Source organism: Tardiphaga sp. 862_B3_N4_1, from assembly GCF_051811085.1.
Lineage (GTDB): Bacteria > Pseudomonadota > Alphaproteobacteria > Rhizobiales > Xanthobacteraceae > Tardiphaga > Tardiphaga robiniae.
The window spans coordinates 1,864,075-1,887,636 of record NZ_JBPWQB010000001.1 but is presented as its reverse complement, the minus strand read 5'-3'; the positions used below and the strand labels follow the sequence as shown (position 1 = coordinate 1,887,636).

Here is a 23,562-nt window from a genome sequence, read left to right as displayed (position 1 = left end):
ATTGGTGCATGAAGTTACAGTACGAGCGCCTATAGTGGCGCGATCCTGACCAATCCCCGTGATGCCCTCCCCGCCATCGGGTAAAATGGCGGGATGAAGCAGACGGGCTAGCAGTCTTTTGTCTCGTGTGTTTCTCTATTTTGATAGCGTGCATCATGGTGGAGAAATACTGGGATTGCTCTTAGTCGGTATTAAACGAATAGGCCGCTTGCAGGAAGCCGCCATAGCGCTCGGTGCGGGCCGGGAGGGTCTGACACGGACATGGCGTGCCGAAGAAATTGGTCTTGGCATCCTCCGTGGCCCACATCGCCCAATAGCGCGCGCCTGCACCGACGGATAATGACGGCGTCACATAATATGAGAGGATCGTTTCCAGCTGCACGCCCCTGCCTTCGCCGCTCTCCGGCGAGCGGGTATCATATGCGTTGCGCAACACGTGGTCGTCGACGCCCGAGAAGCGAACATAGGGCAGATAGGCCGCATCGCCGGTGAGTTTCAGCCGATCGTTCAACATGACGACTCCGTTAAGGCCGACTCGCAAGGAATGCCACGTATCGTCCTCCGTAATCGCCAACGTCGATCCCGGGATCGCTGGCACACATGGTGCCGCGACGGTCGCATTGGCGATCTGCGTGCAGCCATAGGCCGATTTGTTCTCGCGGTAATAATTATAGCCGATGAACGGCCCCACGTTGACTCCCGGGCCGCGAATAAACGCATAGCCGACATCGACTGTGGCATAGGCGATGCTGCCCTGCACGGGGTCCGACACCGTGTTCGAATAGGGAACACCGTAGCCGGGCATCCAGTCCTCGTCGTTCATCTTGCCGCTTAGCAACTTGCCGCCGCCGATGAAGCCCTTGAGGAAGAAATCGGCCAGGCCATCGACACGACCGAACACTTCGCCGGAGACTGCCGGACTCTCATAAGTGAGTCGCGAGTTCAGGATGTTCTGCTGTGCCGGATGGGTGCCTGCACCGAGATCCTTCTGAAAACGACCCGACGAATACCAGACGCGTCCGCCGATCTCGATGTCGCCGCGCATGCTCGGATCTTCAACACTTTGGGAGCCGCGCAGATGCATGTTCTCGGCATCGTCCCATCGCGCATCGGTATCGCCGCCGAACTTCATGTTCAGCCCGACTTTGACAGTCTGGATGTTCTGCGAAACGCTGGTGCTGCCTGGTGGCGTCGTCCCATACAGCGCAAAGGGCGGAAACGGCTGGAAATAGCTGCCGGGCGTCGACATGCCGAAGCTGTTGAAACCGGCATAGTCGTATTCCACCTTCACCGACCAAGCTGGCGCCACCGCCCGTTCGATGCCGACGCCTGCGGTCCAGCCCCATTGGCTGTTTTTTGTGCCAGTCGAGAGGTCGATCGGGTTGGTATTGATATCAATCTGCTGATTGAGCCAGGCGACGCCACCTTTGGCATAGAGCAAGGTGCGTCCGGCCTCGCCAGTCGCCAAGCCAACGCGCCCTGTAACGGTGCCCAGTGCGTTCTGCCGCACCCGGCAATTGGCCGACAGGAAATAGCCGGATGACGCAAGGCACGTATTGGTGCCATTGGAACCGACTGCGCTAATATCGGCCTCGACGCCCAGCACCAGATTCCGGCTCGGCTGAAAATTAAAGCCTACCTGCGCGCCTCCCAAAGCCGTCGGCGTTCTGACATCGCCGCCATAAACGGCCGGGCCGTTGCTATCCGTGAATCTGGATTGTCCCAATCCGCCGCCGACATGGACGCCGAGATAAGGTCCGGCCCATGTCCAAACCGCGAGGGGATAAGGCTGACCGTATTCCGGCAAATCCGCAGCGACCGCCTGGCTTGCGCCAAGCAGCAGAGAAGCGACGACAACAGATACTCTCGTCATGTACCCCACTCGAACCCCGCATCAAGATTGGGCGCAGCTTCGGCGAGATTCGTTAAATTTCCCCTTTACGTTTCGCTAACTGTGTTTTTTAGCAAGACGTCAATGACTGGCATCTCCTAACCGCGGATACCCCAAAAGACCGGACGCTGCTCGGCTGCGACATGGCCGAAGAGTATTTGCCATTTGTGATGATTTGGGATGACGCCTTCGGTTGGTGCGATCCACATAGGGATGCCCTCTATAGCCCGACGCACTGGATGGAGCGGCCAGCCTCTCCGGCACTCGTGAGCAATGATCGTTGGAAGTGGTCCCGGCTGGAGCCCAAAAAACGATAGGGGCCGCGTTTTCGCGGCCCCTGATATGATTTACCAGCGGCGCCCGCCACGCCAGCCCCGGTCCCACCCGCCATAGCGTGGACCGTATCCATACCGTGGACCGTATCCGTATCGGGGCGCATAGCCGGGGGTGCGGAAGCAACGTCCGAAGCGGTCGCAAACTAGCCTCACCTGCTCAGTGTTATGTCCGACACCTGCGCCGGTTGCCAGACCGAGCGGCATCGCCGATGCCGCACCTGATACTGCCGTGCCTGCTAGAGCGAGCAGCCCGAAAACAGCCAACTTTAACTTCATCTGGTATTTCCCGTATTCAAAAGCCCCGGTCACCACTTACCTGTTCCTTTCTGAACTGGAGCTGAGCGCGCGGATGCCCTGTTATTTTCTATGGCTTCAGCACTCTGGCGAGAACACCACGCCTCTCGCGGTGACGCCCTCCCCGCCATCGGGTAAACTGGCGGGATGCAGGACCATCTTTTCGATCTTATGACTTTGGGCATCTTTCTCTTCGGCGTATTGCTGATCCTTCAGACGCACGAGGAGCCAAGGGACGGCTCTTACTGATGGGCGGGATGCGGAACGCCGTTGGTCGACTTAGAATGACTGTGGTGACGATGAGAAACTGGAAAGACGATATTGGTCTCGACTGGACGCTTCGCGATATCTACGCCAACCGGCTAAAGTTGTCGCCGATTACCGAAGATCAGTTGAGTGAACTCCTTGAGATGGGCTTGGCCGAGGTCGTCGACGACCAGGTGAAGCTGACCGAGAGAGGGTATCGGAAGATTGCTTGAGGTGTTGTCATGGCAAGACGCCCGATTAACAAGACCTGGACACCAGAAGACATTGCTCGATTGACTAGACTTGCAGATGGCGGCGCAACGGTGACGCGAGCCTCTTCCGGGGGACTTGGGGATATAACCGAGGCGCAATGACCACGTTCATCTTCACGCTCACGCCTGACGCATCTGCATCTGCTTTCGAGCGGGTCATAGCAGAGCTGGACGCCGCCTTCCCCCAACACGAATTTCTTGCCGGAGACCCCGATGTCGGCGGCTTCGAGAACGCGATCCTCGCGGTGCATGGCAGCGCCAGCAGCGGTGATCTACCCGGTGAAATCGTACTGCCAAACCTGGCGCAGGTTTCGGAAGTAAAAATGGCCTTCCGGCAAATCGTTGAAGATCTGAAGGGTTGGAAGCCGTCATAGGAGACGCTCTGCGCCCTGGCCGAAAGAGCGAAGTGACCCACTTAGCGTCAGTTCATTACACCGCTTTGATGTCAGGTGGCCCCTTGCTGCCAAGCGCCAGCGCCGCCGGATCTTTCCCATCATCCGGCGATCGGCTTCGCTCGCCAAATCTCCAACCGCCGCTCAGCTTCATCGGCTTGTGCAGTCGTCTGGGCGTCACGAAGCAGATGAGATATTTTCCATCCCTCGATGTTTCCATGCCTACTGGTAGAGGATCGCCTTAGATCGGTGGCAACGCCGCTGAGCCTAATCTTTCGATTTATATCGATTGGATTTGAGGCGTTCATTGTTGGCCGCTCCGATGTCGGCATACAACAACCGCCTAAACGCCCGAAGGTTGCATAACGCGATTGGGCTCTACTAAAACTAGTGACCTTCGCGCCAGCGACGGTTTCCTAGGCCGGAAGTTCAACCTCACCGGACTCGACTTTTGTTCTCCTTATGTTCTAACTGAGGGCATGAGTGACAGACCCGCAAGCTGGCGCATGCCTACGCCCAAACAGATGGAAAAGCTGGCTTCCAAGCCGAGCCGCGTACCCGAGCCGCCTATTCCGGTGCCCGGGCCTGCGGACGATCTGCCGGAGGCGTATTGGGACTCCGTTGTCCGAGACCCTCGCGGCCAGATCCGCACCGGCGTGCCCGTCCAACAGCGTCGCTTATCCGAGATCCCCCGGCACATTCTTCGCGTGACCTGTCGTCGCTGCGACCGCATCGTGGAAATCCAAACCGTTGATGCAGTGCGTCTCTACGGAGCCCATGCAGTCTGGAAAGACGTGGGCATGAAGTTGCTCGACACCGGCTGCCAAGAACGCACAGGACGCCTCGAGGAGGATGGCTGCTGGCCGTCCTTTGAGACGACGTAGCATTTTTGATTTTGCATTTTGACCGTGACGCTTGGACGCCCCTATGGCTCCGAAATATCACCCCACGCCCCTATCCGGCGGCGACCGCAAGGCTCTGAACAAGGAGCTGACGAAGGCGCGCGGCGTGACGCTGATGCTTGCGCGCCAGTCGCACGAGCTGCGCGCCAAGGGTGAAGCGCTGATCCGGGAAGCCGACAGGCTGTCCTGCGAAAGCTGGAACGAGCGCATGTGGGCGGATGGCGAGCCGATCGATCCGTCACCGACCGTCGACCAGGCGCTCAATGGCGGCTTTCCGTGGCTCGAAATCGAATGCTCAAGATGTCGGATTAAACGCGACGTAAGCTTGGCTGAACTCCCTCATGTCGACACGACCTGCATCCACGATCTCGCCACTCGCCTGCGCTGTGAGCGTTGCGCGAAAGCAAAAAAGCGCCCTCTTGCGACATTGCTGCAGTTGGCACCTGAGCGACGCCATGCTGTGGAGGCACCATGATGCCGGAGCTGACACGGCGACGCACCGACGATCGTTCTGAGACATGGGAAATCTGGTACGGCGACCTGAAGGTCGGCGCCATCGCTCAGCAAGACTGGGATCCGAACCCGGAGCGATCTGGCGTCTGCCAATGGTCTTGCGGCTTTTACCCGCTCCATCGGGATCAATGTTTCAGAGGCGTCGCACGGGACTTCGAAACGGCGCGAGCCGCCTTTGATGCTGCCTGGAACGTGTTCCTGACGACGCGCACCGAAGCCGAGTTCGAGGCCTCGCGCCGCGACAAACAGTGGACTGCCAACAAATACGCGCTATGGGATGCCGGTTATACCGAGCAAATCCGGCGTGGCGAGATCCACTGCCCGTGCGGCAAGACATTTAACCCTCGATTCCATGAACAGACGATGGCCCATATCGGCCACATCACCGGGCGAGCACCGGGCACATAACGGACAGGAATGCTGTATGTGCAATCTGTATTCGATGACGAAGAACCAGGCCGCGATCCGCAACCTGTTCGGCGTGACGAGGGACAGCGTCGGCAACCTGCCGCCAATGCCCGGCATTTTCCCGAACCGAATGGCACCGATCGTGCGCAACGCTGACGGCGAACGCGAACTCGCGATGGTGCGATGGGGCATGCCGTCACCTGATTTCGTCCAGCTCAAGGACGCAAAGACGCGCGCGGCGAAGCTCGAAGCCAAGGGCAAGCCATTCGATTTCAAGGAACTGCTACGCATGGAGCCGGACGCTGGAGTGACCAACATCCGCACGCTGCAGAGCAAGCATTGGCTGCGCTGGACCGGCGTCCAGCATCGATGCATCGTGCCATTTACATCGTTCAGCGAGCACAATGCCAACTATGGCGGAAATGTCTGGATTGCGCTGGACGAAAGTCGGCCGTTGACATGTTTCGCAGGCCTTTGGCTGCCGGCTTGGACATCGGTCCGCCTCGTCAAGGAAGGCGAGACAACCAACGACCTATTCGGTTTCCTCACCACCGACGCCAACGACTTCATGAAGCCGATCCATGGCAAGGCGATGCCCGTTATTCTCACCGAGCCGGAAGATGTAGAAGTCTGGATGCGCGCGCCGTGGGACGAAGCGAAGGCGCTTCAGCGGCCTCTGCCTGACGACGCCCTGAGAATCGTGGCACAAGGCGCCTCCAAATACGATGGTGCCCCTCCTCCATGAACTTCGTCAAAGCCCGCCCCTACGCTGAGCCCGCCAACGCCGCCGCCAGACTGCTTGAGATCGCCAAAACGCTTCGAATCGACGAAGGCCGCATGCCGGTCGGGGAATGGAATTCGACCTTCATATGGAAGGACAAGGCGAGCGTCGCGGAATACACGCTTGGCCGCGACAAGCTCATAGCCGACGGCATTATCAAAATGCACGAGTGCGGCGGGTTCTTCATGTGGAAGTACCAAACGCCCGAAGGCGAACTTCCCGGCACAGATCAACTGCAGGACGCCTAGCTTACTCTCGCTGTGCTTTGAAAGCCTGGTCGGGCGGCGCGCGGCTGCCAGAGTTGCGCAAGATCAGCGCCCTCCGAGCACCAAAAGCAGAAATACGGCAGCTATTAAATATGGTCTTTGCCACATGGGACATCCTGACCGCAGTTAATTCGGCTTCGCGGGCAATTTACCAAGGTCTTTTTCAGTCATAGGCGCATCGCCGGGTTTGACTTGTCCCGCCTCCTGCTCCCTTGCAGTCTGCGCGTGCTGCATATTCATGCCAACAAACGTGACGATGATTATCATCCCGACGATCGCCGCAGCGATGACGGCGAACTTCCCTGCTCCGCGCGGTGGCGGCGTTGCCTGACCTGTCGACATCAAACTCTTTCGTTTCGGATTAGAGATCGAACACGTCCGCGCGCACGATGTTCCGCGCCTCCGGGCTGCGATACGCCGCAGGGCCCTCTCGTGACGCCTAGGGTCGCATAGCCACGGAACGACACCGGCCGCCAATCATTGGGCCCTGGAAAAGGAGGCTCTCATGGCAAACGACATGCATACCGACGGCCGGGACCTGCGCAGCGGCACCCACGACCCGATCTCTCCTGCGGGGAAGCAGCAACCTCATCAAGTGAAGGAAGCCCCGACGGCCCATGAAGCCGCTCAGCATGGTGCCGATGTAAGAAGCCAACCGTTACCGGGCGCTGACGATCCCATCCCTGAAGGGCTGCTCCGCGAGCGCAAAGGTCCGCTCAACTCCCATACTGGCCGTCGGCCTTCAGATTGAGGTGGAACTACTCATGAAGTTTTTCAAACCGAATGACGACGGGAATGAGCCTGCGCCCCTGATACTGATCGGGATTGCCTTAATTCCGCTACTCGGTGTGCTGGGATGGGTCTTTGGGTTGTTTGGCTGAGCCGTCGGTCTAAGCCAAACAACCCGTAGCTCTGCTCATCGCCTTCCCGTCTGCTTATAATGCTTTGGTGCAAAAATTCGCAGAGCCGACGACAGGTTTGCTCTATCGCGGCCTTCAGCGATGACATTGATAAGCTCCGTCAGTCGCTGCTCGCGCTCGGCAGCGATCTCCTTGAGCGAATCCCAGAATTCATCCTCCAGACTTACGCTTGTCTTGTGTCCGTCAATCATGACCGACCGCTTACGGACAGGAGTTGCCGAGTCGGTAGGGCTCGCCACCTACTTTTTCTCCCGCCTAACCCCCTTAAACTTCTTCGCCACCGTCGTCTTTTTAGCCGTCTTCTTTTTAGCGGCGGCGGCCTTCTTCGGGGCAGCTGTCTTGGCCTTCTTGACGGCCATGAACTCGCCGGAGGTCTTGTCCCGCTTCGTCCAGGTAGTGGCACCGCCCATCGTTGTCTTGGTCTGGCTGCGCTTTTTCACGGCGCCTTTGCGGGCATTGTCGCCCGTCGGTTTGTTCGTAGCCATTCTTGTCGCCTCCCGAGCACCGCAATACCGCGGCGAACTGAAAACGAGAATTCTATCAACTAGTTCCCGGCAGCTTCGGAACGAATCACCAGCAGCTAGCTTGAATCCGCCGTCAGTTGCGTTGGAGTTCCAGGATGCGTCAGTCCCGTTGGACACCCTCTATTGTGCCGAATGTTGGCGATCAGAACGTCTATCTCGTTCTGGACTGCTTCGAGCGATCGGGGTGCGCATGGCGCGAGGCTGACATCGGTCAGACTGACTTAGAGACAGTCATCAACGATCTGATGTCCGGACAGTACAACGACCCTCAGCGGGTCATCGCCTTCAACATCTTCGAGCATTGGGCGGACGACGTGTCCGAAGACGTCGCCCGGGAGATCAGGCGCCGTGCGGATCTTCGTCACGAGGACGTCAGCTCCTCAATCGAGGACTTCGTAGTCCGCCACGCTGGCCGTGAGCGCCAGCTAAACCTGAGGCTGGCATGATGCCTTGGTCGACCCCGTTCCCCGGCCCGATAGTCCTGCCAGATGGCACCGAGATCGTCACGCTTCGAGACGCTGGAGCATACATCACCAACCTTCCAAAATCTCAGCACGACAGTGCGCCATGGCAGAATGCAATGCATGTTCTGATCCAGGCAGCGGATCATGGCGGGCCGATCGAGTTCGCGCGCCTTGGTATGATGCAGGCGCTCTACCCCAAAGGCACGCCCGTCTATCACTCGGTCGACAAAGACCCGAAGTGGCGCAACCGCACCAAGCTTTCGAGGGATCGATGAACCTGTCCGACCAAGAGTTAACTCTCTACGCCCTACGAGAGGCGCAGCTTATTCTTGCGGACGGTGATCAGGACACTTCACTTAATCCGGAGAAGATCATCCAAGAACTAAAAGCTCTGCTGACCCGCACTGACCTTGTCGAGGCGGTCGATCGACTCGAGGCCACTGTCGGGCTGCGGCTGTCATAGGAGGCGCGGTGATGCGCGACATCGACATCATCATGAAGGCCATGCACGACGCCCAGGCACTACTGGGCGCATACATCGAGCCCGGCCCACGCGATCCAGAGGCGATCTTGCAGAGCATGTTGGAGATATTGGACCAGGAAGACGTGATCGCCGCGCAGGACCGGTTGAACAAAATTTATGGGTGCCTGAGAGTTGTACAATAACCTAGACAAAAGGGAGAGGCGCGTGGAAGACCGCAAAGAAAACCGCGAAGAAGGCGTCAGCCGCCGGACCTCGTCGGGATTGGACCGAAGCCGAGCTGAAAAACATGAAGACGCTGGTGAAGCAGAATACCCGACGCGACTGATCGCAACGAAACTCGAACGGACTGTTACCTCGGTCTACGGCAAGGCGACCCGTGAAGGTATATCGCTCGCGCCGACAAACCGAAGCCCAAGGGATTACCGGAAAGTCCCGCAACGTAACAAAACTGCCCGGCCGGGCATGACACTGGGCGGCATGTGATTGAGACACGAGGCGCTCTCTGCCAGAATTGGCGGGAGGACACACATGTCGTTCGACCGGGAGACTGCGATCGCCCTTTGGACATTTGTGATCTATCGATTAGTAAAATGGTACTTTAAGGTTTAGCCGTCTCGGCCTCCGAGATTACTCAACGTGCTTCGTGTCGCTGCTCCAAAAATGGAATCTTGCCTTGGGTTTCGCCGGGCGTCCGCAAGGTGCGAGCCAATCTGGCGAAATCGGGCGCTGTGTAAAACAGCCTCTCCCCCTATTTCTCACCTGCTGAGAATGTGTTTTTATATCCATTCAGTCTGCATTCATTAGACTGCTTCTAAATCCCTTGTCAGACGCCTTAGTCCGGCAAGTAGGTAAAGAAGATGTCCTTTGACCCGATGGCCGCAGTAGTGGATTGGCTCGATGCTTATCGCTCCGGCGACCTTGAAAGTATTCTCGGTCTTTATTCCGACATTGCGACTATCGAGTGCGGTTGCGGCGGCGCGGCGACTATCAACGGCCGCGAGGCTTTGCGAGCTTATTGGGAGCAGCGCTTAAGAGATGCTCCCGCTGTGGAATTGGAAAATCTTCAACCTGCTCGTGATGGCATAGCCATTACCTACGTTTGCCAGGACTCCAACGTCCGCGCTGACTTTGAGTTTGATACTACTGGACAGATCATCTTTCAGAAATGCGGCCCGGCGAATTAGGGCCACTTGTCCACGTGGCGAACGATCATCGGCTGATAAATGAAAGCCGAGACCATTGCGGAACTCCGCTTTTTGAATCCTCGACTACTATCTTAGAATAGTAGGCGCGAGTTGAAATCAAGGACGTCAATGGCTCTGACAAAGCTCCAGCGAGAAGCGATCGCAGCGGCTGCTGGACTGAGAGCGACATCTCGAAGGTGCAAGCAATTTGCCAAACTCGTCGGTTATCGATCAATGTCCGATCGGCTGAATGCTCTGGCGGTGAGATACCAAAAACAAGCTCGGAGGGTCGAGGAACGTGCCGGTCTGTGCTCAAGTGTAGACGATCCTGACGACCGGCCTTCGTTCAGTTTGCGGAGAGGGCGCCGCCCTCGTCTTGAAAAATGAAAAAACCGACCACCATGGCTGGCGCCGGGCCAGTTTACGTGGGGCTACTCGACGGTGACGCGCGAGATACCGCCCATGCCGATTTTGCTGCCGCGCTGGCCTAGGTGCCCACGGCATGAGCCTTGGTTTCAAAGCTTCAGCTTTAATGCCGTGACTGCTGCATCCAGCTTTCTACGAGAGTTTCCGATCTCGCGAGTTAGCTGGCTCGCCTGCTCTAGCGTGAGACCATGTTTGAAGGCCAAGAAGTCGACGGTGTATCCGGAGTCAGAGTCCGTCTCCACAATCTCGTCGCGGGCCAAAGCTGCTGGCTTGGAGCGCAATCGACTAGCAAACCGCGTTGCGTCCGCTTGCCGAGCAAAAGATCCAGCCATTAATTTAGTTTTACCCGTCGGCCAACGGGCTTCGATCGCAAATCGATCGTCAGCCAGTCGGCGAATTGAGTATTCAGGATCCCCAACACCCATGCACACCGCCCCCACCAGTTCACCGTAGAGTACACTTCAAGCCACATCGTCCGACCGGGAGTCGACCTTGCAGATGGCCAATTTCGGCTGGCTACCCGTACAGGAAAACCCTCTACCGTTCTGTGACATACTTCACACCAGGACGTCGGGTTGCGCTCGGAACCGTTTTCCAGCCGCCATTTTGGCCTCATGACGGGCCCTAGCCCGAATTACTTTTCGTGCTGGCGATCAGCCCATCGGATCAGCGCCCAGATGCCGACGGCAAGGGCACCGGCCGCGGCCACGCACAGCCAGAGTGTCATTGGACCGTTACGCGCGCCGTGCCGCCCATGCCGAGGGCATAGGCTGCTGCTCGAGACAGGTCGATGCAGCGCCCCTTGATGAACGGGCCGCGGTCCGTGATGCGCACCCGGACCTACCGGCCGTTAGCCTTTGACGTGGCTGCCAAAGCGCCTGGTGCGGCGCGCGGCCGTCAAGGCGTCGCTTCATAGCTTTGACCGGCAGCAATCCCGCGTGACCAAGGGTTTGCTGCAGCCGGGCGCCTACATATCCGCTCAGCAGTAATCAGTACTGCAGCGTCCATCTTCATTGACCAATACACAAGCAAGTGTTTGGATTGTGAGTATGAAACGGATGGCCAAAGCGCGATCCAAGAACCGAGATATTCTGTCAGATCAATGTCGCGACTAGAAACGCCACTTTTCAGTAGGAGTTTAGCGCATGTTGAAATGTACCAAGATAATCTTACTCCTGTCCCTTATCTCACCAGCTGCGTATGCGGGCGACGTTAAGGATTGCGATGATGCGCTAGTAATGTCGACCTACCAGTCTATGTCTAAGGACAACTTAGATTATAGGTTGGCGTCGTTCGTTTCTGAATCTGCGTACAATAACCTAAAAAATAGCCATAAGGGCGACGGTAACGCTGTGATCTATGGCGTTCCAGTCGGAGCCTCCTACTCAGATTACAAAGAGCGCGTTAGGGGAAACAGTAGCACGAAGAGTGACTCGACGTCGCTCAATCGAAATCAAACGCTTAGTTTGATTTGGACCGGGCTCGACCCTTCGTCGACGACAACTTATCAGGCGTGTTTGAATGCAACTATTTTCTCAACCCCTGGCGTGCGACTGGCAATCAAATCAGCCACTAAGTCAGATATTTCCGTTCAAGTCGGCTACCGCCCTGGGAGCATTAATGACCCAAAATCGATTAGGATAAGATGGGACACAAGCCTGCGAAGGCGATCCACCGACCCTCTCCCATCGGTAATCAATATTGGCAATCCGATCGTCGTCATATTCAATAGGCCTGTCACTCAACAGCAGATAGCAATTAACTCAGACCTGGGTGGTGACAGCATCACTCTTGAACCCGCCCCTCAAGTCGTCACTCGATCACCATGCCAACAGAAGAAGGGCACCTATAATTTTGACGGCTCATCTTGCGGAGACAACTTCTCGATCGAGGGATCTAAGGTCGTCGTGAAGTACGGCAGCGGCGGTCAAGCCATCGTTCCCGAGAACAACCCTGCCTACAACGCCAGTCTCGGGACTTGGATTGCTGGCGACTTTAACGCGGACGGCCTTACCGACCTTGCTCATTTGGTTATCCACGTGCGCGGCGTCGATCCATACGTGCATGTTCATTTTTCAACACGAGAAAAGACATTTCAAACGCCAACAACTTTTAACTTTCGCCAACACGCAAATTCAATTGGTGACTATAACGCAAACCTTGGGATTTGGTCGGTCGGTTACGATCCGAAGACAAACAGTGCGGCCATGATTCATGATCCAAAGTTGCCGGATGGGCGCATTCATGTTTGGCGTTCACCAGGTGACGGATCGTTTGTCATAGGTGGACCTTAGCAAGGTGCAGAACGAGCAGCGCTGGACTGCAGAAGAGGATGCACAACTGCTCGAAGAGCTAAAGACCGAGCATCCGCGTGTTATCGCGAAAAAGCACCAGAGAACGACAATTGCGATTGTCGCAAGAGCGTCACGCTTGCGGCAGGCAACTGCCTTATTGGAGTTTCCAATGGAACCGAGAGTTGATGAGAAATACTATGAGGTAGTTAAACCTGCGACGTCGGCAGAGCGCTTGTTGATCTTGGCGCGAGATCAGATCTACAAAGACTTCCTCGCTCGCATGTCGCCCACTCCTGCCAGTACAATTCTTGACGTTGGTGTATCCGATGTCATTTCGGACGGCGCGAATGTGCTGGAACGCAGCTATCCTCATCTCAATAAAGTCACCGCGTGTGGTATTGGTGAAGCTAGGGATTTTGGCAAAGCATTTCCAGCAGTTGGTTATATCCAAATCGAGCCCAACGCACGCCTTCCTTTCGAAGATGGACGGTTTGACATCGCCACGGCCAATGCGGTCTTGGAGCACGTCGGAAGCCACGAGAACCAAGTCTACTTCGTAAGCGAATTAATGCGCGTGGCGAAGTCGGTATTCGTTAGCGTACCTCATCGTTTCTTTCCAATCGAGCATCACACGGCTATCCCACTCCTGCACTACACTGATCGGAGCTTCCGTGTAGCTTGTGCCGTTACCGGAAAGTCAACGTGGGCTGAAAGTGAGAACTTGATCTTGATGACCAGAAAAAAGCTCTGGCGCCTGGTCGGGAATATAGAGCGCAATGTTGCCGTAGGATATTCTGGCTTGAAGATGGGCCCGCTCTCTTCGAACCTTTTCCTTTCGATCACCTAGTTTGCGCAGTGAAACGAACGTAGTGCCGCCCGCGCCGATTGCGTTAGCTGCGGTTCAGCAGAGGTCGAAGCAGCGCCCCTTGATGAACGGCCCGCGGTAATTCGAGCCCGTGCTGCGCTAAAGCAGCACCGCAACGACGCATTCAGAAACAAACCGCCCTCACGAGGTCCCGCAGCGGCCGAATTTTGGTCGAACAACTGTGAGTTTTTAGTCCCCGAAACATGTCCCACATCGGTTGGGCAGCGCAGGGGCTATCATGATTACGCTTTTTGCTGTCGCTGGCATCGGGGTCTCCGTGCTGATCGGAGCGTTCAGTTTCGCATTTCTAGCAGCGCTACTCGTTGGCATGAATGCTTAGCATTCCAGCGCGACCATGGCGGCTCGCCGTCCAGAAACTTCTGGGCAGATGCGGGCGAAATGAAAAATGCTCACAGCAAAACGCTCGCCGAAAGCAGGCGGATCATTGAGTTTCCTTTGGTTGTGATGCAGAAATTCAGGGCTGAGGATTGATTCCAGATCGCCCTAGGCAGGCCCGGCGCTCATGGATTCGGTTGGGCGTCGGGCCGTTTCATTGCCGGGCCTAGCTGGAACGAATCTTGTTATTGCCAATTTTTCTCGTGGTCGGCGGTTTCGCAGTGGCTGTCGGCCGGGCTCGGCGGATCTCTTATCCCTCACCTCCAAGGCCGCCGAGCCTCCTGTCCCAGCGCAGAGGCACCTTAATCGGCTGGACGAAGCGGTCTTCCCCCAAGTGGCAAGCCGACGTTGTCCTTTAGGTCCGGATAGCCCCGCACGATCTCATGAGCCATTATCTATGATGAATGGGTTGTCCATCGAGGACGACGTTCCCTTCGTGCCGGTGATGGCGATCCGGCGCCAATCCGTGGGCTCGCCTCGAAGGCCTCAGGGCCGTCTGCGTGATCGTTCCGACGCCGCCGTCGGCCTCAAGGTCGTATCCCGCATTGCGCAAAGCGAGCTGAACGGAAGTCACGGCTGCCCCCCTTGCGCTCATGCGTAACGGTCCCGACGCAACGACTCCGGCGATTGTCAGATACTCTCCATTCATGGGATCTGACGTATTCTCCGCACTCAACCGGAGGTTATGCGATGGCTATGAGCGTGGTGGTGGGGCTGACGGAGACAGGACAACAAGCCGTCGTTGAAATTCGACAAGATGGCGCACCGCTCGCTCACGTGCTTTACGATGGGCCAGAACTCGAAGGCCTGATCCGCGCCCTGGCAAAGGCGCGTGAACAATTACCCGAACAAGTAGCCCCCGCTCTGGACCCCGGCTCTAGAATCGACACTCTGCCGGCGCCCGAATGGTTCGTTCCGGATGTTCACAACGGCCCAGCAGATCAGGTGATGCTGACCTTTCGACATCCAGGCTATGGCTGGTTAGGGTTCCTGCTAGATAAGGAACAGGCTCAAGCTGTTAGCGAGGCGCTGGTTGCGCGTGCAGGGAAGTAACCGCTATGCCATCCCGCCCGCCACAAGGGCAGCGATAGTGGTCGTCACTCAGGGCATCTGTAAACAGTTCGGCGCAACGCCTTCGGATAGCAGCGATTGTTTGAACACACCCAGCCTGCTAGTGGTTTAGCTTCATGAGCTGAGGTCTTATTCGTGTTGCAAACCGCCAAAAGCTGTTATCGAGAAGACCAGCGTGACTGCACAAGTTACGCAGAACACGCAACGATCGCGACCCTCCTCATCGCCCTTGCCGCTACTTGGTTCGCCATCACTCAAATTTGGCCCGTTCCGTTCTGGCAGAGTCACGACGACTACGCGTACCTCGCCCTCGCCCACGCTTTGAACTTCGAGAGCTCCCTGAGGGATGGGGTAGTCTACCCAAATCCAGGCCTGCAGACCCATCCAGGCATCCCATTCTACGTCATAAGTTGGCTGTGCATGCGCGCGGCGGCCCTATTCACCGGCCACAGCGACGCGATCGAGCTCTCTCTTTCCAATCCTGAGCCTTTCTTCCTTGCGACACGCATAGTCGCTGGGCTTCTGACCTCCGGTGGCATTGCAGCCGCGTTCTTTGTATTGCGACCACTCGCACTTCCCTTGCGCGTCGTCGCGGTCTTAGCATTCTTTGCGGACCCAACTTCCTTTCGCTATGGATTGACCATCCTGAGCAATGAGAGTTTCGCACTACCTTTGATGGTCATACTATTTTGGGCTTTGAAGAGGATTGCCGATCAAAACCACTTTTCCGCTCGCTCTTGGGCAGTCTTAGGCGCAGTCTGCGCCTTGGCCTATTCAGTAAAACTGCTTTACTTGAATGTGCTCGTCGCCAGTTTAGCTGCTGTCACCTTCGACGCATTCGACCGCACCGGCAAGACGACACTGTTGTCGGCACTGACATCCAGGCTGATCTATCTCACAGTTGGCGCTGTCGGCGTGCTCATCGTACTATTCTTGCCACTTCTCGGGTTGAGCGGGCTGTTCAACTTGATCAAGCTCCATTTGACTATCATGTTCCATGTGAAGACATATGGTAACGGCGAAGTCGGAATCCTATCAGCCAATCAGGTTAGTGAAGCGGCGACCGCGATCACGGCGACTAGCGCACTGCTATATCTGTCGACAGTGCTGTTGGCATGCGGAGCCGTGTTAGCTTGGATCGAACGAAAAGACTCGCTCACGAAGACGAGCATGTTAGTCGCATTCGCTTTTGTCACGATCTCCGTTCTGAAGCACTACCATTCCCACTACGTTCCAGCAATTTGTTCGGTTCTCCCTTTTGTTGTCGCTCCGATATTGGGCAGCAGGTGGCTGCGCTGGCCTGCAACGATCGCCGTTTGTGCTAGTATTATTTACGCCGCAACAATGGCTCAAAGAGAATTTGCTGGAGATCAAGCACTCGCACACGAAATTAAACTGGACGAAGACTCCATCGCTTCATTGCCGCTTGCTAGTGGCGAAGCGCGACTCTGGACTTATCGAATTCCAAGCATCTATTTTGCCAAAGGATTCGTTATCGAGTATTCTGCTGTACCGCGACTAAAAAAAGAGCTAGGTCAATCCGGGGAGGTATCTCCCACTTCGCCATTCAAAGGTGAGTATCGATACATTGTACTAGACCGCGCTTACTTCCCAACTGAAGAGTCGGTTAAGAGTGCAAAGGGCTCTCTCGAACCGACTCAATCGATAGACGTCCGCCACCGAGCATGCGATGGGATAACTGTGCTCCGGAGGACAATCGTTGTAACCAAAGCGTGCGGGGGCTGAGTTAGGGTTCCATGATTACTGGGCGCAGCAATCCAGAAACGCACTACTAATACTACGGTGCAATACGAGCCAGCGCGTTCATTCCCCCCTGATCGGGAATCATCGCCCGCACCTTTGCAGCATCTCGAGGCAATGCGGCGCCTGTAGCGAGATCCGTTAGCGCGTAGTCCATATTCCAAAGCAGTTGTAGGAAGCCGTCGAACTCCTGCGGGCAATCCGAATAGACATAGGGCGCGAGCTCGAGCATGATCGACGGCCTAAAGCGCCTCAACGTGGACAATGCACCTTGGAGGACATCGTTTTCGTGCCCATCTACGTCCAATTTGATGAAATCGACGCGTTTAACGCCGCGTGCCTCAATGTACTCATCAAGCGTATGTGCTTTCGCTCCCTGCGTTGATTTTAACCGACCTTGATGCTGACTATGGAGATCATTGGCACTCTCCAGAGGCCAACTCGAGTAAATCGCATCAGGCAGATCATCCTGGGATGATCTCACAAGCATGCTCTGATTTGCAGTGATGCGATCGGAAAGCTGTGGGTTGAGCGCCATATTGATTGCCAGCTTCTCAAATGCATACTGCGTCGGCTCGAACGCAATAACACTTCCCCCCTCGCCGACCAACTGTGCCAGTGGCAACGTGTGCGCACCGATGTTCGCACCGATGTCGAGCACGACAGACCCATCGCTGACCAATGTCTTATAGCGATGCAGGGTTCGAGGCTCGAAACCGCCTAAAAGGTAGATCGAAAGATCAATCCCTTCCTTAAGGTCAAGTGACCAATGGATGCCACCCCGTTTAACGACTGGAGCCAGCGAAAGTCCGCATAGGCCCCGCGCCGCCACCGTTGCATTCGAGAGGAAACGTGCAATCGATATCTTTTGGCTTGTATTTAGCATTTGCCTTCACGCCATTTGGCTAGCTGCGCGATCACTTCGCTCGTGAGATTATGAGATTGCTATAAGCAAATTCCAGATCGATGTTATGTTCTGGTCGAGCAACCGCATCCTCGGATCCACCAACAATTTTGTAACTGAATCCCAACTTAGCTATAAATACTAGCAGGTCGGAAGGAGAGACCCCCGCCTTCGAGAGCCCAAATGGCCAGAATTCTATAAGACACGAGATCTGGGGATTATCCAGGAACACGCGGCGTGCCCCGTTCAGCACGCTGAGTTCATGGCCTTGGACATCGACCTTGATGAAATCCACACGGCTCCCAGCTGGAAAGTAGTCGTCCAAGCTGAATAGCTTCACCTCGACGACCGATCGGTCGTCTCCACTGTCGTACATGCGATGATCGATGTTTGCACTTTCCGACAAATACAATTTGGCTGAACCACTCTTTTCGCCAACCGCCGCCTCGACGGTCGTCACATTCAAATGACGGACATTATCGAGCAGCCTGTCAAAATTGAGCCGCGATGGCTCGAAGGCGAAGACCGCGCCCTTCTGACCGACTTGTCGAGCGAGGAATTTGGTGTAGATTCCGACATTGGCTCCAACGTCAACCGCAACCATACCCGGCGCGAGAATGCTCCGCAGGATTGCCCGTTCCTTGCGATCAGACATTGCTTTGTAAGCTGAGTACATTGGCAAATATAGCCAATAGGTATGGCGAAAGAGAAAATCACCGAAGCGAAGCAAGAATGTCATGCAACAGCTCGCTTTCTTAGCCGCACAACAAAAAACGAGGCGAACAAGCGCGGAGCAACACGGGCCATCATACTATCCACCGGAAACAAGGCGCGATAAACCGATCTCGGGACCAACGACTTTCGCGCGATTCCCCCAGCGGCCATGTAAGACAAGCTCGAGAAATAATCGAACCGGACCTGGTCCGTGTCATACAGAGGCGATAGCTCCCGCAACCAATCGGGGCGCGAAACGAACAGCATGTACGGGATCGCTTGATTGGAGGAGGATAGCGGGCCTTCGACCCGATCGAGAACCGGCCGACTAATTGAGAAGTCCGTTGGCTCATGGTGGAGCAATTTGTAGATCGGTAATGACAGTGCGGAAAAATAGGGCTCGACCATAATGACCTCACCATCCGCGGTCAGCTTTGAGGCTGCTTTTTGCAGAAACGCTATTGGGTCCCGCAGGTGGTGCAGAACATTTGTCATCGTGATCACGTCGCAGGATTCCTGCGGAATCCCATCGTATTCTTCAATTTTTTGGCAGTCGAATACGTGATCTAGGTGTTCAAGATCAAGAACGTCCGAGGTCATCACATCTGGAAAGAACATTTTGAGCGGCGACGCCCCGCTCCCAATCTCGAGAATCGCACGATCGGCTACCTCGGCATCGCCAAATATTCCGCGGTAGAGTTCTTCGTACCAGTACAATAGGTTCGGGTTCTTGCGAAGCCGCACCCTATTCTGCAACGTTTGGCGCAGATCGTGGTCATACAGTACGGGTCGCTCGACCATTGGATTGACACTGTCTAGAGGAATTTTATGCGTCGCGCGGAGAACATGAGCATCGCCAAAAGAATAATGCCATGACGCCACCGAGAGATGTTGGTCTCGCCGTAAACTCGCTCGCGGTAAACGATAGGGACCTCGACGATTTTTAGGCACATTCGCGCGGCGCCAAAGATCAGGTCAAAATCACCAAACGGGTCAAAGTTGCCGAAGTAAGAGCGGTTGCTAGCTAGCTTTTCATAGTTGCTCTTCGTCAGAACCTTTGTTCCACAAAGCGTATCTTTAAATCGCTGACTCAAAACGAACGAGAAGGCCAAAGCGAAGAATTTGTTGCCGATCAGGTTCATGAAACGCATGGCACCCGCATGCATAGGATAGACCAATCGACTGCCGTTTATGAACTCCCCCTTGTTGGACATGATCGCCTCGTAGAACTTGGGTAAATCTTCAGGCGGCACGGTCATATCGGCATCGAGAATCATCAGAACTTCGTTGCGTGCCATGCCAAAGCCCTTGCGCACAGCGTCGCCCTTGCCCTTGCCCTCCTGCTGGGTAATGACGATCCTGCGCTCTGCGCCATACTTTTGCTGAATCCTTTGAAGCACCTCCCATGTATTATCCGTAGAGTTGCCTTCGACGAAGATGATCTCATCATCGGGCCCCATTCGTGGGATGCGTTCGACGATACTCTCGATGTTTCCCGCTTCGTTGCGCGCGGGGACAATTATCGAAGCCGACGCTTGGGGAATGGTCTGCATAACGGGACGCGCGACCACAATGTTTACTAGCGAGAACGCCCGGAACAACGGAAGCGGAGCAATGTATCGGTTGATCAAATCGCTAAGCAGCGGGATGTAGAGCGGCATTAGAACTTTGCTATCACGCCTGATAAGCTCGAAGTTTTCTAGCAAAAGCAAATTTTCGACGTCTCCGTGCGAAAGCCAATTCACCTCGGGCGTCTTCTTTCGCAAGCCTAGCGTCGCAGCAAGACCCATAATCGGTCGCCAAACATTACTGTAATACGTCATTATAAGCCGCGACTGCGGATGCGAAACTTGGTGGAGAGATCGCAGTAAACCCTGAATGTCGCGCTCGTGATGCACACCACCGCTCACGACGATGTAATCCGGGCGTATCTCCCTTATGGCATCAAGCTCGACAATGCGATCCTCGGCAATATGCTGATCCGCGACATCGCGCCGGCCAGTGAACGCCACTTTGCCGTTTGTCAACAACACGCCGAGCAGGGCATTAGCCGGGTCGATTTCAACCGAAGTGTTTTGGGGCAAAATGAACAAAGACAAATAGTAACGTAGCAATTCATAAAAATAAGTGCGCATGTCCTACCAACTCGAAGCTTAGTGGCAAATCCCGCACAGGTTGCGAGGCACAACACGCTTCTCGCACAGCGAGATCGGACCGCCAAGGCCATTAGAGCCCGGGAACTTCGATTCAAGTTTAAGGCGTACAAAAATGACACTATCGGGGGCACTTCCCCCCACACTCCGATCGCCCGTTCGGATGTGCAGGATGGGTGGCCCCCGGTCCTGTGCCGATGCTGGGAGATTGCTCGGTCACACTCAGGTTTATGAGCAGTTCCGCGGTGGCCGATGCTTAGGTAGATAAGGGCTGCGCGATCTCGACAGATCCGTATCGCGTACCCGGACGCTCGCAGCGGCCGCCGGCAAGCGGGTCAGTCCATATGTTTGACACTCCGCTAACGAGGGAGTTTCTGGCCGCCGACTACATGCGGCATCGGTGCGACTCCAAGGATAGCAAAGCACGCATCACTTCTAACTAGCATTCCTCTTTCAAAATCCACGATTTCATAGTATGGTTTTGGCTTGGTCGACCCCATTAGCCGCTTCGCCACCGGCACCTGCGCAAACCCCTTCGCGCCAGCCGTGGTTGACCAATGTCTTACCCAACAAAATACAATCGTCAGTACGACTACGTTTCGTACCAGAATTCCAATCCGACGCGCCCGCTGCCGGCGACGAAGGTCAACGCCGACCTGAATTTCGTTCAGCAATCGACGACCGAGATCATCGACTTCTTGAAGAAGTCGATCCGCGCCGACGGCAAGATCATGAACGCCGCCATTGGCCGCGATCAGATCGACCCGTCGGTCAATCTTGGCTTCACGCCGCCGACGGAATGGGAAGCCGGCGTCCTTTACACCGCGAACACGTCGACCGTGTTCTATGGCGACGCGTTCTACAGCGCGCTGGTCACCCACACGTCGGCCGGGTCGTTCGATCCATCGAAATGGGTTCTGATCGCGGACTTCCAGGCCATCGCCGACGAAGCTGCATTGGCCGCTATCAACAGCGACCCGAACCTGCACGCGATTTCGCTGCTGACGTCGGCCGCCGACAAGGGAATCGTCTTCACCGGCGCCGGCACGGCCATGACGTTCGATTTGAGCGCATATGGCCGGTCACTGTCGGGGGCAGCGGACGCGTCTACCGCGCTGACCACGCTCGGCGTGTCGACTTTCGTGAAGACCGTGCTGGATGACGCTGACGGCGCCGCTGTCATGACCACGATCGGCGCGCTTCCCAAGGCGGGCGGCACGATGACGGGCGCACTGGTGCTCGCGGCTGACCCCGCAGCGCCCCTCCAGGCGGCAACCAAGCAGTATGTGGACGCGGTCGCTCAGGGGCTGGACACCAAAGCGAGCGTTATCGCAGCCACGACGGCCAATATCACGCTTTCAGCGCCACAGACGATCGATGGCATCGCCGTGATCGCCGGCGACCGGGTGCTGGTGAAGAACCAGAGCACGGCGTCGCAGAACGGCATCTATCTGGTCGCGGCTGGCGCATGGACCCGGACGACCGACGCGGACGCATGGGCGGAATTGCCCGGCGCGTTCGTCTTCGTTGAGAAGGGGACCATCAACGCCGATTGCGGCTTCGTGTGCACGGTCGACGCCGGCGGCACGATCGGCTCGACGAATGTGACCTTCGCCCAGTTCTCGGGTGCAGGCACGTATTCGGCGACTGGCGGCGTCACGCTGACGGGTACGCAGTTCTCGATCACGACGAACGGCATCACGAATGCGATGCGCGCGCAAATGGCCGCGTTTACGCTGAAGGGCAACATCACGGGCTCGTTGGCCAATGAAGCCGACTTTACGATCGGTAGTCTCCCGCACAAGACGGTGCCCGCGGGCAGCGACGTTGTGATGTTTCAAGACCAAGCGGCATCCGGTGCGTTGAAATACGCGACGTGGGCCGAAGTCATTGGTGGCGTGGCGTCGGGTGTGTCGTCGATCGATGGGCAGACAGGTGCGTTCACTATTGGCGGGTTGCTGAGCCGCGCCACCAACCTTTTGCAGGTTCTTGCAGGCACGAAGTCGGAACAGCAGACCGGAACGAGTAACATCGTGGCTGTGACACCGGCCCGTCAGCAGGATCACGACAGCGCAGCGAAGGCCTGGGGTTCGGTTGTGGGGTCGTCGGGCGCAATCCTGGCCGGTTATAATTTCAGCGTTTCGAGGACTGGCACCGGCGTTTTCGTGGTCACCTTCACGGTGCCCTTCGCCTCCGCCAATTACTCAACGATAACTACTTGCGAAGCTGGCCTCGGCGGCGGTTCGTTCAGTGTGGTTGCTTCAGGCAAAACCGCTTCGTCAGTGACCATCGCCACCTACAATACTGCGAACACACTTACTGATCCCATCAATCTGTCTTTTACGTGTTTCGGTAGGCAATGATCGGAAAACGATGTCGTTGGCGTCGGCGTCTATGCCGACGATACGACGATATGCATCCGTGAATGGCACGCCGAACGCCATGCGCGTCATTCACAAATCAAAAGGCACGTGGTCGATCAATGCCCAAGCAATACCGATACGAAGGCCAGCTCCATACATTTCCGGACGACTTCACAGAGCCCCAGATACTACGGGCGCTCAGTGAGTATAAACCGACACCGCCTCTCCCTGATGTCACCTCGTCGGAGCGCAGATTCTCGCTTGCGAGCCAAACGCTGCCGCAAGTGGCTGCGCCTCGCGGCGGCATGTTTGACGACCTCGTTCCCTCAAAGCCCGGAATGTTCGACGATCTGATACCGGCACCGCCGCCGGGCTTTGTATTGGACAAGCCGGCGATACCTCCTCTGCCTCCCGGCTTCAAACTCGATAAACCCGTCACTGATCCGGCGCTGATCGCCCAGCTCGACGACCGTCCGCAAGCTGCCAGTGCTGGTACGGCCGAATTGCCGCCAGGCTTCGTGATCCAGCAGCCCGCCGCACCTGGCCCGAAACTCATTCCCGTTGACCACGATCCATTTGCGCAATTTGCAGATGCGCCGCCGGCATCCAAAGGACCGACCTATACTCCCGTCGATCACGACCCGTTCGCGCAATTTGCCGACGCGCCGCCGGCGAGCGGTCGTCCGCGCGTTTATATCGACGGTAAACCGCCTAGCCCTGCTCCATCGGCGGCCCCCAG

At 56.4% G+C, this 23,562-nt stretch carries 26 protein-coding genes and 1 pseudogene; 18 read left to right on the top strand and 9 right to left on the bottom strand.

The features are described from left to right. Positions 1-181: 181 nt before the first annotated feature. Entirely contained in the window at positions 182-1,873 is a 1,692-nt protein-coding gene (locus AB8B02_RS08755; RefSeq protein ID WP_439063724.1) for an outer membrane beta-barrel protein, read from the bottom strand. 931 nt (positions 1,874-2,804) lie between these two features. Between AB8B02_RS08755 and AB8B02_RS08750 the strand changes: the two genes are divergently transcribed. From AB8B02_RS08750 to AB8B02_RS08720, 7 genes are all read left to right on the top strand, one after another. After that, a complete protein-coding gene (locus tag AB8B02_RS08750) occupies positions 2,805-2,999 on the top strand; it encodes a hypothetical protein (RefSeq protein WP_120290117.1) in 195 nt (64 codons plus the stop codon). 137 nt (positions 3,000-3,136) lie between these two features. Further along, positions 3,137-3,412, top strand: coding sequence for a hypothetical protein (locus AB8B02_RS08745; protein WP_439063723.1), 276 nt, complete (start codon positions 3,137-3,139; stop codon positions 3,410-3,412). Positions 3,413-3,936: 524 nt separating this feature from the next. Continuing rightward, positions 3,937-4,314, top strand: coding sequence for a hypothetical protein (locus AB8B02_RS08740; RefSeq protein ID WP_439063722.1), 378 nt, complete (start codon positions 3,937-3,939; stop codon positions 4,312-4,314). Between the two features lie 43 nt (positions 4,315-4,357). After that, positions 4,358-4,807 (top strand): hypothetical protein, encoded by a 450-nt coding sequence (locus AB8B02_RS08735; RefSeq protein ID WP_439063721.1) that lies wholly within the window; start codon positions 4,358-4,360, stop codon positions 4,805-4,807. Beyond that, positions 4,804-5,253, top strand: coding sequence for a hypothetical protein (locus AB8B02_RS08730; RefSeq protein ID WP_439063720.1), 450 nt, complete (start codon positions 4,804-4,806; stop codon positions 5,251-5,253). The genes AB8B02_RS08735 and AB8B02_RS08730 overlap by 4 nt, the downstream gene beginning before the upstream one ends. Positions 5,254-5,269: 16 nt before the next feature. Beyond that, entirely contained in the window at positions 5,270-5,998 is a 729-nt protein-coding gene (locus AB8B02_RS08725; protein ID WP_439063719.1) for an SOS response-associated peptidase, read from the top strand. Further along, positions 5,995-6,282, top strand: a complete 288-nt coding sequence (locus AB8B02_RS08720) for a hypothetical protein (RefSeq protein WP_439063718.1) — start codon at positions 5,995-5,997, stop codon at positions 6,280-6,282. The genes AB8B02_RS08725 and AB8B02_RS08720 overlap by 4 nt, the downstream gene beginning before the upstream one ends. 144 nt (positions 6,283-6,426) lie before the next feature. On the opposite strand, the gene AB8B02_RS08715 is transcribed toward AB8B02_RS08720, so the two are convergent. The 3 genes from AB8B02_RS08715 to AB8B02_RS08705 all read right to left on the bottom strand — a co-directional run bounded on the left by AB8B02_RS08715 (position 6,427) and on the right by AB8B02_RS08705 (position 7,705). Further along, positions 6,427-6,642 carry a hypothetical protein gene (locus tag AB8B02_RS08715; protein ID WP_439063717.1) on the bottom strand — a complete coding sequence of 72 codons (216 nt, stop codon included), beginning with the start codon at positions 6,640-6,642 and terminating at the stop codon, positions 6,427-6,429. Between the two features lie 574 nt (positions 6,643-7,216). Continuing rightward, the gene (locus AB8B02_RS08710; protein WP_439063716.1) at positions 7,217-7,459 is read right to left on the bottom strand and encodes a ribbon-helix-helix domain-containing protein; all 243 of its coding nucleotides are present in this window, start codon (positions 7,457-7,459) and stop codon (positions 7,217-7,219) included. Further along, a complete protein-coding gene (locus AB8B02_RS08705) occupies positions 7,460-7,705 on the bottom strand; it encodes a hypothetical protein (protein ID WP_439063715.1) in 246 nt (81 codons plus the stop codon). A 134-nt stretch (positions 7,706-7,839) separates the two neighbouring features. Here AB8B02_RS08705 and AB8B02_RS08700 point away from each other — a divergent pair, with 134 nt between their 5' ends. The 6 genes from AB8B02_RS08700 (at position 7,840) to AB8B02_RS08675 (ending at position 9,876) form a co-directional block, all read left to right on the top strand. After that, positions 7,840-8,190 carry a hypothetical protein gene (locus AB8B02_RS08700; protein WP_439063714.1) on the top strand — a complete coding sequence of 117 codons (351 nt, stop codon included), beginning with the start codon at positions 7,840-7,842 and terminating at the stop codon, positions 8,188-8,190. After that, positions 8,187-8,483 (top strand): hypothetical protein, encoded by a 297-nt coding sequence (locus AB8B02_RS08695; RefSeq protein WP_439063713.1) that lies wholly within the window; start codon positions 8,187-8,189, stop codon positions 8,481-8,483. The genes AB8B02_RS08700 and AB8B02_RS08695 overlap by 4 nt, the downstream gene beginning before the upstream one ends. Next, entirely contained in the window at positions 8,480-8,671 is a 192-nt protein-coding gene (locus tag AB8B02_RS08690) for a hypothetical protein (RefSeq protein WP_439063712.1), read from the top strand. Before AB8B02_RS08695 ends, AB8B02_RS08690 begins: the two co-directional genes overlap by 4 nt. A gap of 11 nt (positions 8,672-8,682) precedes the next feature. Then, positions 8,683-8,874: a hypothetical protein gene (locus tag AB8B02_RS08685; RefSeq protein WP_439063711.1), complete on the top strand. Its 192-nt coding sequence runs from the start codon at positions 8,683-8,685 to the stop codon at positions 8,872-8,874. 22 nt (positions 8,875-8,896) lie between these two features. After that, positions 8,897-9,175, top strand: coding sequence for a hypothetical protein (locus tag AB8B02_RS08680; protein WP_439063710.1), 279 nt, complete (start codon positions 8,897-8,899; stop codon positions 9,173-9,175). 374 nt (positions 9,176-9,549) lie between these two features. Next, a complete protein-coding gene (locus tag AB8B02_RS08675; protein WP_439063709.1) occupies positions 9,550-9,876 on the top strand; it encodes a nuclear transport factor 2 family protein in 327 nt (108 codons plus the stop codon). 1,149 nt (positions 9,877-11,025) lie between these two features. On the opposite strand, the pseudogene AB8B02_RS08670 reads toward AB8B02_RS08675, so the two are convergent. Beyond that, positions 11,026-11,142, bottom strand: a pseudogene (locus AB8B02_RS08670) (RlpA-like double-psi beta-barrel domain-containing protein); the annotation flags it as partial. A 305-nt stretch (positions 11,143-11,447) separates the two neighbouring features. On the opposite strand from AB8B02_RS08670, the gene AB8B02_RS08665 reads away from it, so the two are divergent. From AB8B02_RS08665 to AB8B02_RS08650, 4 genes are all read left to right on the top strand, one after another. Further along, positions 11,448-12,596, top strand: a complete 1,149-nt coding sequence (locus tag AB8B02_RS08665) for a hypothetical protein (RefSeq protein WP_439063708.1) — start codon at positions 11,448-11,450, stop codon at positions 12,594-12,596. A gap of 4 nt (positions 12,597-12,600) precedes the next feature. After that, on the top strand, positions 12,601-13,443 hold the full coding sequence (locus AB8B02_RS08660; protein WP_439063707.1) for a methyltransferase domain-containing protein: 843 nt from the start codon (positions 12,601-12,603) through the stop codon (positions 13,441-13,443). Between the two features lie 1,104 nt (positions 13,444-14,547). Beyond that, positions 14,548-14,910 (top strand): hypothetical protein, encoded by a 363-nt coding sequence (locus tag AB8B02_RS08655; RefSeq protein WP_439063706.1) that lies wholly within the window; start codon positions 14,548-14,550, stop codon positions 14,908-14,910. 153 nt (positions 14,911-15,063) lie between these two features. Then, the gene (locus AB8B02_RS08650) at positions 15,064-16,674 is read left to right on the top strand and encodes a hypothetical protein (protein ID WP_439063705.1); all 1,611 of its coding nucleotides are present in this window, start codon (positions 15,064-15,066) and stop codon (positions 16,672-16,674) included. A gap of 52 nt (positions 16,675-16,726) precedes the next feature. On the opposite strand, the gene AB8B02_RS08645 is transcribed toward AB8B02_RS08650, so the two are convergent. The 4 genes from AB8B02_RS08645 to AB8B02_RS08630 form a co-directional block, all read right to left on the bottom strand. Continuing rightward, positions 16,727-17,575, bottom strand: a complete 849-nt coding sequence (locus AB8B02_RS08645; RefSeq protein ID WP_439063704.1) for an FkbM family methyltransferase — start codon at positions 17,573-17,575, stop codon at positions 16,727-16,729. A gap of 31 nt (positions 17,576-17,606) precedes the next feature. After that, positions 17,607-18,332 (bottom strand): FkbM family methyltransferase, encoded by a 726-nt coding sequence (locus tag AB8B02_RS08640; RefSeq protein ID WP_439063703.1) that lies wholly within the window; start codon positions 18,330-18,332, stop codon positions 17,607-17,609. Then, on the bottom strand, positions 18,329-19,051 hold the full coding sequence (locus tag AB8B02_RS08635; protein ID WP_439063702.1) for a class I SAM-dependent methyltransferase: 723 nt from the start codon (positions 19,049-19,051) through the stop codon (positions 18,329-18,331). Before AB8B02_RS08635 ends, AB8B02_RS08640 begins: the two co-directional genes overlap by 4 nt. Before the next feature lie 71 nt (positions 19,052-19,122). Next, positions 19,123-20,442, bottom strand: a complete 1,320-nt coding sequence (locus tag AB8B02_RS08630) for a glycosyltransferase (protein WP_439063701.1) — start codon at positions 20,440-20,442, stop codon at positions 19,123-19,125. Positions 20,443-21,017: 575 nt separating this feature from the next. On the opposite strand from AB8B02_RS08630, the gene AB8B02_RS08625 reads away from it, so the two are divergent. After that, positions 21,018-22,823: a hypothetical protein gene (locus AB8B02_RS08625; protein ID WP_439063700.1), complete on the top strand. Its 1,806-nt coding sequence runs from the start codon at positions 21,018-21,020 to the stop codon at positions 22,821-22,823. Positions 22,824-23,562 lie beyond the last annotated feature (739 nt).